Raw genomic sequence first — 14040 nt, 5'->3', positions numbered from 1 at the left:
GCTAAAACTCCTCTTGGCGAAAACGGTTGAGCAGTTCTACCAGCAACGCTTGGTTGGCTTTGGGAATCAGGCGATCGAGGGAAAGAGACTGCTGACCCCCGCCAAGGGGAACTGAAACCTCTTGCAAGACACTCGTGACTTGAGCCGAATTCACCTCCCCCTGCTCCAAGAGGGGCAAAAAGGCTTCGGCAAGGGGGGTTGCCAGCTTGGCATCAGCAAGATAAAGATGCCATTTGGCCACATCAATATAGATATCACGACCGATTTCAGCGGCAAGGCGTTCAACTATAGGGGTACGACTCATCGAAGGTTACCGATTTTTCACTCACTCTATTTGTATCAGCCAAGGGGGGCGATCGCTAGAACAGGCCAAGGATGACCCTGTTTATGGAAAGCTGGTAAAGACCCGTGGACAAGGCGTCAGTCTCCTCCCCTTGAGGGCTAGTCCAGAGAGAGTTGGTCATTAAATTTTGTTAAGACGCAAAATCCCAACAGGCTTTTCCGCCAAGTCCTGAATGCGCTCAAAGCAGCCAAGATCAATGTTTACAGGGAGCATTTACCCTTTTTTTAGGAAAAGGCTGTACTGTAGAGTGCCAACACTTTTTATTTTTTATGCTATTGTAACTGCTAACTGCTCATTCCATGGCCACGGTTACTCCCGAAGACGTTAAGCCTAGTCAGACTCTGATGGAAGATTTGTGTCGGGATGTCATTCATACTCTGAAGCAGGCCGTTGAGATTGTTAGGCACCACAACGCTCTCAATCAGCACACTGACAGTGGCCAACCTTCTGAAAAGACAGAATTTTCGGCTGCACGCTTAATTGAGCAAGCCCTAGTTATGTTGAGGAAATGGCCCTTTGCATGGCCGTGGTCGCCCCGATCAAAGCAGGCAAATCCACGATTATCAATGCAATTGTCGGTCAGCCGCTTCTACCAGCCCGCAATACTGCCATGACCGCTATCGCAACAGAAATTATTCTAGATATCAACATTCACCTTGAGGATGGGGTGCCTTGGAATCGCTATGAGTTTCCTAACTTAACGATCATTGAAATTCGACCGCAAGCACTGCTCAATACCTCAAATACTCTTTTGTTCGGAAGTCTAGAGAGCTTGCTCGATTTTCGGGGCGATCGCATTGCCGCCCTGCAAGCTTAGGGATATGCCGATGCCAAGGCAGCGATTGAGCCGATTTTCACCCTTGCGCAGAACCTGAGAACCCTTCGCCAAACCGATGAAGAGTTAAAGGCCTCTACGGCAGCACGGCTCAATCGCCACGAATTGAAGCACTCCACAGCTGCCTTGCTCAATCACAAATTGCTCTAAAAACAATACCCCCCATGGTTGATCCACAGGGGGTCACCAAGAGATAGTTCAGCACCGACCTATGGATCGTAGGGCTTCTTGCCGGTGAACTTCAGTTGGGAGGGATTGGGATTTTGGCCAATGGAGCGGGGCACAGAGTTAACCGCTTCGCGTCCTTGGTTCACTTTCTCAGGGAAAACGCCATCCTTGGGATGGATCAACACCGTTTCACCATCGGGGAAAATGCGGTAGATTTTGTAGTCATTGATTTTGCGGGGACGCAGTTGTTGGGCAGCGAGGGCAAGGCACTGCTCCTTACGGGCAAGGTAAACGAGATTTTCACCTTCACGCATAACAGCAGCCCCAGCCGTCGGCATTTCAAAAACTTGCTCTTTGGGGCTTGTCCAAGTGATGGCGTATTTCTCTTCGGTATCCGCTGCGCTGAGGAGGCCGCCGGTGCTGCCACCATAGAGCGGAGGTTGCCCAGTGAGTGTTGTCATGCGTTCGATCCTCAATCTCTCACGTTTTCATCCTTAAGATTGGCTAGATACAACCCTTTTCTTGGATATGGGATACATCAAGGGGATGCAATCCTCTCCTATAGGGGCCTTCGCAGTTTTGAGCGTTTGCCATCCTTGCGAAAAGGGCTGTAGCCAGATTCAACGGCATCGTAGCACTGAAATCGCTGGGTTGATGCGAGTTGTGAGAAACTGTAACAGTTCTGTCAAGATGAGCGCTCGTCATAAGGTTTTTCCATAGAAATCCTCAGCTCTCCTCAATTGTGGGTGGTCTTAGACCCCTGCCTGCAGGGCAGATTTGTTAAGATTGTTGACAAAGTGCAACAAAAATATGTCCACTCCTCACAAGGAAGTGTTGAGCAATGCAATATCTCTACCTCCATGGATTTGCCTCATCCCCCCGCTCTGCTAAGGCTCAGTATTTTCGCGATCGCTTTGAAGAACTCGGTCAACCGCTACTCATTCCTGATCTCAATCAAGGGGATTTTTTTCATTTGACCCTAAGTCGCCAAATTGAACAGGTAGAGGCACTGCTCCCTGCGGATGAACCCGTGACTTTGATTGGTTCGAGTTTTGGTGGCTTGACCGCTGCTTGGGTAGCCGAAAAGCATCCTCAAGTGGTGCAACTGTTTCTCCTCGCGCCTGCCTTTGAGTTCGCGATCCATTGGCTGCCGCGTTTGGGCGATCAATATCGCCGCTGGCAAGAAACAGGGGTGTTGGAGGTTTATCACTACACTGAAGAGCGCCTGCTCCCCCTCAGCTATGGTTTTGCCAAGGATTTACTGGAGTATGACGATCGCCAGCTCCAGCGCCCTGTACCCACCCTGATTTTCCATGGCATTCAAGATGAAGTGATTCCCATTGACGCTACTCGTCGCTACTGTGAAGGTCGCCTTTGGGTGAGTCGGGTGGAATTAGACAGTGATCACGCCCTCAAGGAGGTACAGCCGGCGATTTGGGGCATGATGTACCCGATCATCTATCAGCAGTCGGCTTGAGAGACACCGCAGGAATTTCCGCCCGCACGGCTCGAAACATACCAAAGCGGCACAGTCCCATGCCAAAGGCAATCCGCATCAGCAGCAAGGTCGGCACTTCCCGCAACGATTTCACTAGCCCTGGTAAACCAAAGCGAATTAACCCCTCTGGCCGCACGATTCCCTGCCAAATCGAATCCAACCATGAGGGCAGTGTTTCTTGAGTCCAGTCGGCGGTGATGACTTCTCCTGCCACTAAACCGGTGGCCGCAAGCGCTTCGGCAAAGCCTTCAATGCTGGCAAAGGCGGGGTGTGCCCATTGATCCAACAGTTGCCGCATGATCAGTCGCTCCCAGAAGTTCAAGGGGTGCTGGCGATCGTCCCGCTGGTTCCAATCGGCCACGACAAGAATGCCCCCTGGTTTAAGAACCCGCAGCAACTCCTTGGCAAACTGCTGCTTATCGGGCATGTGGGGGCCGGCTTCGATCGACCAGACTACGTCGAAGCTAGCGTCGGGAAGGGAGAGGGCAAGGGCGTCATCCACTTGAAACTGCACATTAAGGTCAGGGGGGGTGAGTTCACGGGCACGGCGCACCTGTTCAGGGCTAATCGTAATTCCCGTGACCTGAAAGCCATAGTCACGGGCAAGCATGCGAGCACTGCCACCAATGCCACAGCCCACATCCAAAACGGTGGTTCGCGGCGGCAAGCGATCGAGACCGGCCCAACGCACCATTTCATGGACAAAATCTGCTTTGGCTTGGCGAAAGTCTTTGCGCCGAGGGGGCGAGCCGTAGTGACCAAGGTGAATATGCTCACCCCAGTAAAACTCAAGAATGCCATCATTGGTCCAAGTGTCGTAGGAATCAGCAACGGAGCGGGCAGACTCGTACTTGCGCGGAAACAGCAGGTAAAGCACCACCCCCAAGAGGGCGATCGCCACCAAAGCCACAACCAGTATGAGAAACAGATTCAACATGCCAAGGATTTGCGGGCGAAACTTTTCACTATGATGACGAGATTTTCAGCGTTTTCACAAGGGTAAAGAATTGCCGAGGCGTTTCCTCACAAGAGAGCAGTGGCTCGATATTGCCACTAAAAACTGGTGTGATATGTTGGCCAATGCCGCCAGTACCCAATCCTTGTGAAAAAGGCGGTAACTTAGTAATCAGAAGCCTTAATAGTTCTACAAATGACTGACTTGGCGGATGTGCCTGTGTTTGACTCGATTGAATCTGCGTTAGATGCCCTGCGGCGGGGTGAAGTCATTGTCGTCGTAGATGATGAGAATCGTGAGAATGAGGGGGATCTCATTGGTGCCGCCGAACGAGTAACCCCAGCCATGATTAATTTTATGGCGGTTCATGCCCGAGGCCTGATTTGCCTTGCCATGGAGGGGGATCGCTTGGATGAACTGGATCTACCCTTGATGGTAACAACAAACACCGATAGCAACCAAACCGCTTTTACGGTCAGTGTGGATGCCGGCCCGCGTTGGGGGGTAACCACAGGGATTTCTGCCGAAGACCGCGCCCGCACCATTCAAGCCTTGATTGATCCAACCACTCAACCTCAAGATTTGCGTCGTCCCGGCCATGTGTTTCCCCTGCGATCGCGCCCTGGGGGGGTTCTTAAGCGCGCCGGCCACACCGAGGCCGCAGTGGATCTCACCCGATTGGCAGGGTTGTATCCAGCGGGGGTGATTTGCGAAATTCAAAATCCCGATGGCACTATGTCGCGGCTGCCCCAACTCATGGAGTATGCCCGCACCCACCAGCTCAAAATCATTAGCATTGCTGACCTCATTAGCTATCGTCTCCAGCATGAGCGGTTTGTGCGCCGTGAGGCCGTGGCCAAGCTACCGACGGAGTTCGGTGAATTTCAAATCTATGGCTATCGCAATTCCCTCGATCAATCGGAGCACGTTGCCATTGTCAAAGGGGCTCCTGCCACCTTTAGCGAGCAACCCGTGCTGGTGCGCGTGCACTCTGAATGTTTGACGGGTGATGCCCTTGGTTCACTGCGCTGCGATTGTCGCATGCAACTGCAAGCGGCGCTGAAAATGATTAACGCCGCCGGGCGGGGGGTCGTGGTTTACCTGCGCCAAGAGGGTCGAGGCATTGGCTTAGTCAACAAGCTACGCGCCTATTCCCTGCAAGATTTAGGGATGGATACGGTAGAGGCGAATGAGCACCTTGGCTTCCCGGCAGATTTGCGTAACTATGGCGTTGGCGCCCAAATTCTCAATGACTTGGGGGTAAAGCAGATTCGCCTGATTACCAACAACCCCCGCAAAATTGCTGGCCTCAAGGGCTATGGCCTCGAAGTCGTGGATCGGGTACCGCTGTTGATTGAAGCAACCCCCTACAACACCCCCTATCTAACGACCAAGGCTGAGAAACTGGGGCATTTGCTGCTACAGACTTATCTGATGACCGTGGCCTTTCGCTGGCGGGAGTCGGAGTTGAACCCCAGCGATCGCTATGAACGGCTAGAAAAACTGCGTCATCTGGCCGCAGGTGTCCATTTGCTGGTGCGCGAGGAAGCCCGCCCTGTGGCTCAAGCGGTCTTTAGTCATCCGGATCTCATTGTTCACTTTGGCTTTGATCAACCGGATTTGGCCGATCGCCAGTGGTATCAGCAGCCGGAACATCCCTACGTCCTTGCGGTGCAAACCCTGCTACGCCAATTTTGCCAATGGCCGAATCTCAGGGGATTTGAGTTTCTGGTTGCCACGGGTACCGATCCAATGCTGAACCTACCCATGCACCTCGATCGCCAAGCCTATAACCAAGAGTCTCCCAGTGAATGGCAACCCCATCTCATTTATTCATGGTCAGCAGTAGCAGGTTAGAGGATTAATGAAAATCTTGGAACACTTGCAGCAGGTTCGCGATCGCTTGCGGCAAGGAGAATTTACCTCAGAGGCAATGGTGTCTCAAGGGATTCTCTTACCGGCACTTCAGGCGTTGGGCTGGCCAGTGTTTGATACTCAAGTTGTGATCCCTGAGTATTCCGTTGCCGGTCATCTTGTTAGTTTTGCCCTTTGCCATCCGGCTAAACGTCCCAGTATTTTTATTGAAGTCAAACTAAATAGCTTTGGGACAATTGATTATCAGCTGCTTGAAAATACTTTGTATCATGGCGTGCCGATGGTGATTTTCACTGATGGAAGTCAGTGCAGCCTCTACGTGCTCAATGAGCAGAGCCGTTATGAAGAATGCTGCTTTTGCAAGTTCAATTTATTAGAGTCCGATCTTAAGACAGTGGTTGAGCATTTTATTCGCTATCTCCAATATGAGCGTGTGTCCTCTGGAGAGGCCTTAAAGGCAGCTCGTAGTGATTATCAACATGTTGCCCGCGATCGCCAGATTCTTGGAACATTACCCCAAGCTTGGGAGGCACTGCTAGCTGAACCCGATGAACTACTGGTTGAGCTACTTGCAGACAAAACAAAGAGTCTTTGTGGCCATCGTCCAGATCTAGGTACTTGCCAGAAATTCATCAGAAAAATGTGCAATTCATCTGAGCGACCACAACCTGTAATTACGCCCCCATCTACTCATCGCCAAATACACAATGGAGAATTCTGGGTTAAGTCTCAAGGTCAAGTTTATCCTGCAAAACATGGACGAGAAGTTATGCTCAGAGTCTTCCAACTACTGGCGACGCATGACCCTGAATTCTTGGAACGATTCGCTGCTCAAGAGCATGGCCGTAAGCGTCGGTACGTTGCCCGGAACAAAACAGACCTCTACCCAGGGCGTCCAGATTTAATAAAGGGAAATTGTGAGCAAATTATCCCCGGCTGGTGGTTAGGTACGAACTGTAATCATCAATCAATGAACAAAATTATTCAAATGGCATTGGAAGTTACTACGTCTCCTCTTAAAAAAACGCTTCAATGGCGAATTGGCGAATATGGAGCTTGATTAACAATGACCGCGCAGAGCTAAAGTCTGCTGATGTTGCGACGGATTTGTACTCAGGCGCCAAAAGCGCTCCACAGGTTGGTGACGTTGGTGTAGTCCTCTAGAACTGCTTTTACAGCATTGTTATGAGCATTTACACCGCTGTTATAGCTAAGTTTCTGCGTTGCAGCACGGTCAATTAGACTTCACACTCAGAAATCCCTAATTCTAAGAGCCTTACTTGTGAGCAGGGTTTACCCTTCGAGGCGCTCCTTGGTAAAGCAGTCTCATGGGAATCATTATTAAGATTTTTTAGAAGGAAATTCATTTTTGCAGGCAACATCTGAGAAAATTGCATTAAAACACACAGGACTAGGAACACATGCATTGGCAAGTGGCTTGGAAAAATGGCATTCGCTATCTTTTGCTGGTACTGCTCGCTAGTACATTCTGGATCACCCCCGTCTGGGCAACCAGTGCGATCGACATCCCATTTCCAGGCAGTGAGGTTGGTGTCATTGATGAGGGCAATGTTCTCAGCGCCGTGACCCAAGGCAGTGTCCGGCGATCGCTCCAAGAGGTGGCTGAGGCAACGGGCATCAATGTTCATTTTGTAACCCTGCACCGCCTTGACTATGGCGAAACGCCCCAGAGCTTTGTTGATGATCTCTTTAACCAGTGGTTTCCCGATCCGCAGTCGCAAGCAAATCAGGTGATCATTGCCCTCGATACTGTTACCAACGGTACAGCGATTCGTTATGGGGAGGCCGTGGCCGAACGCTTGAATCCTGAAACTGCCGAAAGTATTGTCCAAGAAACAATGCGGGTGCCTCTGCGGGAAGGGAACTACAATCAGTCCATTTTCGATACTACCGATCGCCTCGCTAAAGTCCTCAAAGGTGAGCCTGATCCGGGACCACCGGTGATTCGGGAAGCCGTTGTCGAAAAAACCTACAAGAGCAAAGAGGAGACAGACGATCGCTCCGCCACGATTATCGTGGTTGCCCTGCTGATCGCCGCTACAGTGATCCCAATGGTGACATACTTTATGTATCAAGGATCATCGTAGCCAAGCTCCCCTTTCATTTATGAAAATCTATACCTACCACACACCAGAGCGTGTACCAGCCGACTGGCAACCTGACTGCGCCATTGCGGTTGATGTCTTGCGGGCAACCACCACGATCGCCACTGCCCTTGCTGCTGGCGCAGAAGCCGTTCAAGTCTTTAGTGATCTAGCAGAACTCGAACAAGTGAGTCAGCAGTGGCCGGCAGCCAAGCGGATTCGCGTCGGTGAACGGGGGGGCAAGAAAGTTGCAGGCTTCGACATGGGCAATTCCCCTGCTGAGTGCTTACCGGAGCGGGTCAAAGGATGCCGCTTATTTATGAGCACCACCAATGGCACCCGTTCCCTTGAGCGGATTCAAGCGAGTCCCCTCGTTCTCGCCGCCGCCCTTGTCAATCGTGCTGCTGTTGCCGAGTTTGTCCAAAAACATCAACCGGAAACCATCTGGATTGTTGGTTCAGGCTGGGAAGGCAGCTATTCCCTCGAAGATACCGTCTGTGCTGGAGCACTGATTCATCACCTCTGGGGTCAGCAGGATGCCCCCCTCGAAACCCTTGCGGGTAATGACGAAACGATTGCTGCCACTGCTCTGTACCGCTACTATCAAGACGATCTATTGACCCTCTTTCACCATTCCAGCCACGGGCAGCGCCTGCTCAACCTTGGCAATGAAGCTGATCTCAAATATTGTGCCCAAGTGGATATTCTGGCCATTGTGCCGTGGCAGGTTTCCCCCAAGCTCTTGACTAAGGCCTAGGGCACCACATCCCCACCCAGAGCAAAAAGCCCAACCAGACATTTTCATTGAAGTAACGACCATAGGCCTGAATGGGGAGTGTTGTTGTTTGGGTATCACGGCGTTCATGGGTATAGATTTGTAGGGATTGGCGCAGCCAAAAGTAGGTGGTCACGGTCAAAGCCAGCCAAAATCGCCAAGTGAGTCCCGCACTCCAGCCAACAATGATCAGGAACACCACCGTCAGCGCATAAAACAGGGCGATCGCCAAGGGCGCATCGGCACCGAAAAACAAGGCACTGGAATTTACCCCCAGTCGGCGATCGTCAGGGCGATCGGGCATGGCATACACCGTATCAAAGGCCAATGTCCACATCACTACTGCCGCCCACAACCACGCGGTGGTCAAAGTTAAGCGTCCCTGTACCGCTGCCCAAGGAATGAGTACCGCAAACCCCCAAGCTACTGCCAAGACCAGTTGCGGAATCGGAAACACTCGCTTTGCCAAGGGATAGAGGAGAATGACCGGCACTGCGGCCACCGCTAGCCAATACCCCAAGGGGGTGAGGTAAAACGTCAATCCCCAAGCACAGAGCAAGGCAATCACCATCAAGCCCAAGGCGACACCGAGGGAAAGGCGGCGACTGGCTAGGGGGCGGTTTTGAGTCCGCTGCACATGGCGGTCAATGTTGCGATCCCAACAGTCATTGACAATGCAGCCCGCGGCACTGGTGGCGATCGCCCCCACCGTAATAATTAGGAGCAACTTCAACGACGGCAAGCCCTCACTGGCCAAGGTTACCGACCACAGTGCAGGAATGAGGAGAATCAAGCGACCCGCAGGCTTATGCCACCGCAACAGTTGGGCGATCGCCATCCAAGTTGGCACTGAGGTTCTCGAGACTTGAGAATTCACCACACCGCTCCCACCGTGAATGCCACTACACTTAAAAATCTTAACTTTTGAGGCGATTTTGGGACGTTGCCGCCCCATTTACCCTAGGTTTCTAGTAGCCCGTTTGCACGCTGTGTATATCTCCCCTTTATGGCCAGAAAACCCTTTCACTTTTTCCGGAGTGCCGCCCCGCCAAACCCCACACCCCCTGCCGAGGAAGAAGATAACTATCTCGAAGATTACTTTTTTGATCAACCCGGCGCCATGCCCGGTACCCTCAGCATCGAGGCTGATGCGCCACCACCGACCATCATTCTCATTGACTATCAGCCGGATCAGGCCAGCCGTCGCATTTTAGAAACGCCGGAAGAATGTGGACCCTACCTCAGCAGTCCCTCCATCAGTTGGATAGATGTTCAAGGGATTGGCGATGAAGACGTGATGCGGCGACTTGGCCAAGTTTTTCACCTGCACCCCATTGTCCTTGAAGACATTGTCAACGTTCCGCAGCGTCCCAAAGTTGAAGACCATGACGATTACATGGTGCTGATTACCCGCATGGTCACTCCCAAAGAAAATGAACACGGCTTTTATACCGAGCAGGTGAGCTTCGTCTTGGGGCAACATTTTTTACTCACTGTCCAAGAAGAACCCGAACGGGACTGTTTTGACATGGTGCGGCAGCGGATTCGGACGAGTCGTGGCATTATTCGCCGCTACGGCCCCGATTATCTAGCCTATGCCCTCCTTGATGCGATTATTGATGGCTTCTATCCTGTCTTGGAGAACTATGGCGAACGCATTCAAGAGCTAGAGGATGCTGTGGTCACCCGTCCCAGTCGCGCCATTCTCGAAGAAGTCCACCAAGTGCGCCGCGAATTACTGGCGCTGCGCCGTGCCATTTGGCCGCAACGGGATGCCATCAATGCCATGATTCGAGATCCTAGTCCCCTTCTCTCCGAGGAAGTGCGCATCTACCTACGCGATTGCTATGACCATGCCATTCAGGTACTAGATATGGTGGAAACCTACCGTGAACTGGCAGCCAGTTTGATGGATGTGTATCTTTCTTCTGTCGGCAATAAAATGAACGAAATTATGAAAATTCTGACGATCATTTCGACGATTTTCATACCACTAACTTTTATTGTCGGTATCTATGGCATGAACTTTGATCCGGACGCCTCCCCTTGGAATATGCCGGAACTCGAGTGGTATTGGGGCTATCCGGCCTGCTGGGCGGTCATGCTAACAGTAGCGGGTAGTTTATTTTTCTTCTTCTGGCGCAAGGGCTGGTTCAAAAGCACCACCAGCTTAGACTCCCTAGAGACTGAACGCTAGTTCCCAAAAGGGTATAGAAACTTGCCCCTTGTCCATTGCGTCAAATTGGCTTACGGTGGGAAAGCAAAGGGAGTACTTCATATGTAAAAATACTCACTTGCTAAGTGCATAAGTTTCGGTGTGAGTTAGGTACTACATTGCGATCGCCCCCCCTCTCCACAAGTGAAGGATGGGATTCGGAGAGTTGACTTAACTGCAATAAAGCATGAATTAGGAGACGGTATGAAAAAATTGGCACACTTGGGTGTTTTGGCTGGGTTAGTGAGTAGCCTGTGGCTAGCACCCGCCATCAGCCGCTATGACACTGCCACCGCCTTGCCGGAAGAACAAGTGCTGCGCATTCTCAACAATGTGCCCGTTTTTATGATCACCAACGACAAGGGGGAGCCATTAACGTTTGAAATTCCCAATCCTCAAGACCAAAACAAGAAGATTCAAGTCTTTACCTTTTTTATCAATCAGCAGGATGCCCAAACGGCGCTTAACACCATTAAAACGCAACAGCCGGATGTGGGTCGCGTGGCTCGGGTCTCCGCAGCCGCCCTCAGTGGGGCGGTGAAAATTGCCCTCGAAAGCCAAAAAAATCCTGCCATTGGTGTGGACATTATCCCCTCCAGACCGCAACTGGAAGCAGCGGTGAATCTGCTCAAACAAAGTGGCGATCTAGTCGAGCGCGATGGCAAAATTCTCACCAAGGATGGTAGGCCGTTTATGGGCGGTACCCCCCTCTTTTTCCTAGCAGATAGCAAAACAGGCAACCCCATCGCCGTAGAAGCCCAAATGCGCGAAAACGGTCAGACCCGCACCCAGCGGTTTATTCCCTTTTACTTTGATAAAACGCAACTGCAACGAGAAGTGGATCAAGCCCGCCAGCAGCGTCCTGAACTGGCCAAGGATACGGGGATTCGCGTCGTCATGCTGGATAATTTGGTAGCAACCATGTTGAGCACCAACGATCCCGTGGCTGGTCAAATTCAACTGGTGCAAACCCCCGAAGCCATTCAATTTGCCGTGCAACAGAGTGGTAGTGCCCAACGTCCGAATCCAGCCAATCAACCCGTTGCTCCCCAACGCTCCAATCAACAGGGGGGTGGTCAAGGCACAAACCGCAACCGCTAAGACACACCCATGCCTTGGCGACGCCTCTTGACAGGAATTCTGCTCCTCGGCTTTCTATGGGGATGTGCTCTTCCTCAAGTGCGAGCAGAGGAGCGCTTGTTTCTGAATGTCGGGGTGGAATTTCGTGGCGAAGTCCAATTACCCGCCGGCAGCCAGTGGCAAAATACCGAGGTGGGAGGGCTGTCGGGTTTGACGTACGATCCGCGTCAACAACAGTTCTATGCCATTAGCGACGATCGCCAGCAACCTCGGTTTTATACCCTAGAGATTACGCCTGACACCATTGCCCCCAAGGGGGTGACCTTTCTCCAGCAGCCTAATGGTGAGGTGTATCCGCTCAACACTGCCGACACTGAGGGAATTGCGCTGACGGCTGAGGGGCAGCTTGTAATTAGCAGTGAGGGGGTAACGGCGACGGCTAGCCCCCCTTGGATCAAAGAGTTTGAGCGCGAGAATGGACAAACCATTGCAGCTCTACCTATTCCCAAGTACTATCTCCCCAATGCTCAGCAGGGCATTCGCAATAATCTCGGTTTTGAGGCACTGACACTTTCTCCGACGGGCGATCGCCTGTTTGTTGGGGTTGAATCTGCCCTTGCCCAAGATGTCCGCCCCAATGTCCCCCTTTACTGCCGCCTCCTCCACTACCTGCGGGGGGATGTAGCGCCGGTGTTGTTGGCGGAGCACCTGTATCCACTGGATCCCTCAGAGGCTGTGTTTAATGGCCTCGTGGAGCTACTCGCCCTTGACAACGGCGGCCATTTCCTCAGCTTGGAGCGCACCTATAGTCCGGATATGGGGCATGGCATCAAGCTTTTTGAGGTCTCCCTAGCAGGGGCGACAGATACCCTTGGCATGGCCACGTTACCAGCTGATCTGCGCCCAATCCGCCCTGTGCAAAAACGTTTAATTTTGGATTTCAAGACGCTGGGGATTCCCCTCACCAATTTGGAGGGGATGAGCTTTGGCCCACCCTTGGCCGATGGGGCGCGATCGCTCTACATCATTGGCGATAACAACTTTGATGGCAAAACGCCGACCCAAGTACTGATTTTTGCCTTGACCGCTAAACCTTAGGCCTCAACCGTCAAGAGTCCCAACTGAGCCAGCAGGCGATCGCCCTCTACATACTCCTGCATCATCTGCTCGACGCACTTCACCTTGGCGACTTCATGGAGGCGCACTTGACCAAAGGCACGATCCACAATTTCCACTGCCGTCAGCGTATCCAGATCCACCGAGAGGATGGGAATTTCCAACTCTTCGGCACGGGCAAGAATGGCCGGGGAAGGCGGCAAATGTCCCGTGAGGATCAAACAGTGGGTGGAGGTCTCCAAGGCCGCCCATTGAATATCGGTGCGATCGCCGCCGGTAATCACGGCCATGTTGTTCGCTTTACGGAAATACTTCAGGGCGGCACTGACATTCATCGCCCCAATCGTGAGTTCCTCCACTAGTAAATCCAAGCGATCCGGACGGCACAGGACTTCAGCATTTAACTGGCGGACCAATTCCTTGACACTGACACTGCGCAGCAACTGACTGCGGGGCAACATCCCAAAAACAGGAATCTGGTGTGCTTCCAGATAGTGGCGAATTGCCGCTAACGGTTGCGTTTCTGGTTGAGGAATATCATTGAGAATCACCCCCAGCAGGCGATCGCCCAATTCCGACTTAGCTAGGAGAAGCGATTCCACCACCAAGGGCGACTCATAGCGCACCACCAGTAAAATCGGTGCATCCAGCACTGCCGCCATTTGGGCTAACCCCAAGTCAAACAACTGCCCCTCCGCTAAGGTAGCGGGGCCTTCGAGGAGCACCAAATCCTCGCTGTCCATGGTGTGGTAGGCGGCTAGGGCTTGGCGATAATCTTGCTGATCTGTGCCTGTGAGCCGTGCTTTGATGGCATCGGGTGTCAGCGTGAGCAATGTGGGTCGCACATTCTCTAGGTTGAGGGTTTTCTGTAAAAAACTAACATCCGCTTCAATTTCTTCGCTGTCGGTTGCAGGTTGGTACGTGCCCAAGGGTTTACCGTAGGCAATGCGCAGATGGCGATCGCGGCAGAGCTTGGCCAAGCCTAAAACCGTTGCTGACTTGCCACTATAGGGCACAATTGAACCAATCAATAAATGCTTTGCCACCGTTCAGTTACTCCTCCCGCAACCCCAAC

The 14040-nt window shown here is 52.2% G+C and carries 14 protein-coding genes; 9 read left to right on the top strand and 5 right to left on the bottom strand.

The window, feature by feature from the left end:
* Position 1: 1 nt before the first annotated feature.
* Positions 2-304 (bottom strand): DUF3181 family protein, encoded by a 303-nt coding sequence (locus NBE99_RS05530; protein WP_250683481.1) that lies wholly within the window; start codon positions 302-304, stop codon positions 2-4.
* 559 nt (positions 305-863) lie between these two features.
* On the opposite strand from NBE99_RS05530, the gene NBE99_RS13430 reads away from it, so the two are divergent.
* A complete protein-coding gene (locus NBE99_RS13430) occupies positions 864-1160 on the top strand; it encodes a dynamin family protein (RefSeq protein ID WP_250683480.1) in 297 nt (98 codons plus the stop codon).
* Between the two features lie 227 nt (positions 1161-1387).
* Here the strand turns inward: NBE99_RS13430 and NBE99_RS05520 are convergent, their stop codons facing one another.
* Positions 1388-1807: a photosystem I reaction center subunit II PsaD gene (locus NBE99_RS05520; RefSeq protein WP_149819488.1), complete on the bottom strand. Its 420-nt coding sequence runs from the start codon at positions 1805-1807 to the stop codon at positions 1388-1390.
* Between the two features lie 380 nt (positions 1808-2187).
* Here NBE99_RS05520 and NBE99_RS05515 point away from each other — a divergent pair, with 380 nt between their 5' ends.
* Positions 2188-2823: a YqiA/YcfP family alpha/beta fold hydrolase gene (locus NBE99_RS05515; RefSeq protein WP_250683479.1), complete on the top strand. Its 636-nt coding sequence runs from the start codon at positions 2188-2190 to the stop codon at positions 2821-2823.
* Here the strand turns inward: NBE99_RS05515 and NBE99_RS05510 are convergent.
* Complete coding sequence (locus tag NBE99_RS05510) at positions 2801-3781, bottom strand: methyltransferase domain-containing protein (protein WP_305879892.1); 981 nt, start codon at positions 3779-3781, stop codon at positions 2801-2803. The two genes, NBE99_RS05515 and NBE99_RS05510, sit on opposite strands and share 23 nt — an antisense overlap.
* A 213-nt stretch (positions 3782-3994) precedes the next feature.
* Between NBE99_RS05510 and ribBA the strand changes: the two genes are divergently transcribed.
* The 4 genes from ribBA to NBE99_RS05490 all read left to right on the top strand — a co-directional run bounded on the left by ribBA (position 3995) and on the right by NBE99_RS05490 (position 8536).
* Positions 3995-5656, top strand: a complete 1662-nt coding sequence (gene ribBA / locus NBE99_RS05505; protein WP_250683478.1) for a bifunctional 3,4-dihydroxy-2-butanone-4-phosphate synthase/GTP cyclohydrolase II — start codon at positions 3995-3997, stop codon at positions 5654-5656.
* Positions 5657-5663: 7 nt separating this feature from the next.
* Complete coding sequence (locus NBE99_RS05500; protein WP_250683477.1) at positions 5664-6734, top strand: hypothetical protein; 1071 nt, start codon at positions 5664-5666, stop codon at positions 6732-6734.
* A gap of 361 nt (positions 6735-7095) precedes the next feature.
* Positions 7096-7782 (top strand): photosystem II repair protein Psb32, encoded by a 687-nt coding sequence (psb32, locus tag NBE99_RS05495; protein WP_250683476.1) that lies wholly within the window; start codon positions 7096-7098, stop codon positions 7780-7782.
* A gap of 19 nt (positions 7783-7801) precedes the next feature.
* Positions 7802-8536, top strand: a complete 735-nt coding sequence (locus NBE99_RS05490; protein WP_250683475.1) for a 2-phosphosulfolactate phosphatase family protein — start codon at positions 7802-7804, stop codon at positions 8534-8536.
* Here the strand turns inward: NBE99_RS05490 and NBE99_RS05485 are convergent.
* On the bottom strand, positions 8526-9392 hold the full coding sequence (locus tag NBE99_RS05485; protein WP_250683695.1) for a 4-hydroxybenzoate solanesyltransferase: 867 nt from the start codon (positions 9390-9392) through the stop codon (positions 8526-8528). The genes NBE99_RS05490 and NBE99_RS05485 overlap by 11 nt on opposite strands.
* 168 nt (positions 9393-9560) lie before the next feature.
* Between NBE99_RS05485 and corA the strand changes: the two genes are divergently transcribed.
* From corA to NBE99_RS05470, 3 genes are all read left to right on the top strand, one after another.
* Positions 9561-10751, top strand: coding sequence for a magnesium/cobalt transporter CorA (gene corA, locus NBE99_RS05480; protein ID WP_250683474.1), 1191 nt, complete (start codon positions 9561-9563; stop codon positions 10749-10751).
* Between the two features lie 222 nt (positions 10752-10973).
* Entirely contained in the window at positions 10974-11870 is an 897-nt protein-coding gene (locus NBE99_RS05475; RefSeq protein ID WP_250683473.1) for a Tic22 family protein, read from the top strand.
* A gap of 9 nt (positions 11871-11879) precedes the next feature.
* Positions 11880-12947, top strand: a complete 1068-nt coding sequence (locus tag NBE99_RS05470; RefSeq protein ID WP_250683472.1) for an esterase-like activity of phytase family protein — start codon at positions 11880-11882, stop codon at positions 12945-12947.
* Here NBE99_RS05470 and NBE99_RS05465 read toward each other — a convergent pair.
* Positions 12944-14011, bottom strand: coding sequence for a phosphotransacetylase family protein (locus NBE99_RS05465; RefSeq protein WP_250683471.1), 1068 nt, complete (start codon positions 14009-14011; stop codon positions 12944-12946). The two genes, NBE99_RS05470 and NBE99_RS05465, sit on opposite strands and share 4 nt — an antisense overlap.
* Positions 14012-14040 lie beyond the last annotated feature (29 nt).

The organism is Thermosynechococcus sp. HN-54 (assembly GCF_023650955.1).
GTDB lineage: Bacteria > Cyanobacteriota > Cyanobacteriia > Thermosynechococcales > Thermosynechococcaceae > Thermosynechococcus.
Note: the sequence above shows the minus strand (reverse complement) of the source record. Positions and strands in the feature narration are given on the sequence as shown.

Excerpts from the sequence above, each read along its gene's own strand:
- NBE99_RS05475 (WP_250683473.1), top strand. The coding sequence starts at position 10,974 with ATGAAAAAATTGGCACACTTGGGTGTTTTGGCTGGGTTAGTGAGTAGC.
- NBE99_RS05490 (WP_250683475.1), top strand. The coding sequence starts at position 7,802 with ATGAAAATCTATACCTACCACACACCAGAGCGTGTACCAGCCGACTGG.
- ribBA (WP_250683478.1), top strand. The coding sequence starts at position 3,995 with ATGACTGACTTGGCGGATGTGCCTGTGTTTGACTCGATTGAATCTGCG.
- psb32 (WP_250683476.1), top strand. The coding sequence starts at position 7,096 with ATGCATTGGCAAGTGGCTTGGAAAAATGGCATTCGCTATCTTTTGCTG.
- NBE99_RS05515 (WP_250683479.1), top strand. The coding sequence starts at position 2,188 with ATGCAATATCTCTACCTCCATGGATTTGCCTCATCCCCCCGCTCTGCT.
- NBE99_RS05485 (WP_250683695.1), bottom strand. The coding sequence starts at position 9,392 with ATGGCGATCGCCCAACTGTTGCGGTGGCATAAGCCTGCGGGTCGCTTG.
- NBE99_RS05520 (WP_149819488.1), bottom strand. The coding sequence starts at position 1,807 with ATGACAACACTCACTGGGCAACCTCCGCTCTATGGTGGCAGCACCGGC.
- NBE99_RS05510 (WP_305879892.1), bottom strand. The coding sequence starts at position 3,781 with ATGTTGAATCTGTTTCTCATACTGGTTGTGGCTTTGGTGGCGATCGCC.
- NBE99_RS05500 (WP_250683477.1), top strand. The coding sequence starts at position 5,664 with ATGAAAATCTTGGAACACTTGCAGCAGGTTCGCGATCGCTTGCGGCAA.
- NBE99_RS05530 (WP_250683481.1), bottom strand. The coding sequence starts at position 304 with ATGAGTCGTACCCCTATAGTTGAACGCCTTGCCGCTGAAATCGGTCGT.
- NBE99_RS13430 (WP_250683480.1), top strand. The coding sequence starts at position 864 with ATGGCCGTGGTCGCCCCGATCAAAGCAGGCAAATCCACGATTATCAAT.
- corA (WP_250683474.1), top strand. The coding sequence starts at position 9,561 with ATGGCCAGAAAACCCTTTCACTTTTTCCGGAGTGCCGCCCCGCCAAAC.
- NBE99_RS05470 (WP_250683472.1), top strand. The coding sequence starts at position 11,880 with ATGCCTTGGCGACGCCTCTTGACAGGAATTCTGCTCCTCGGCTTTCTA.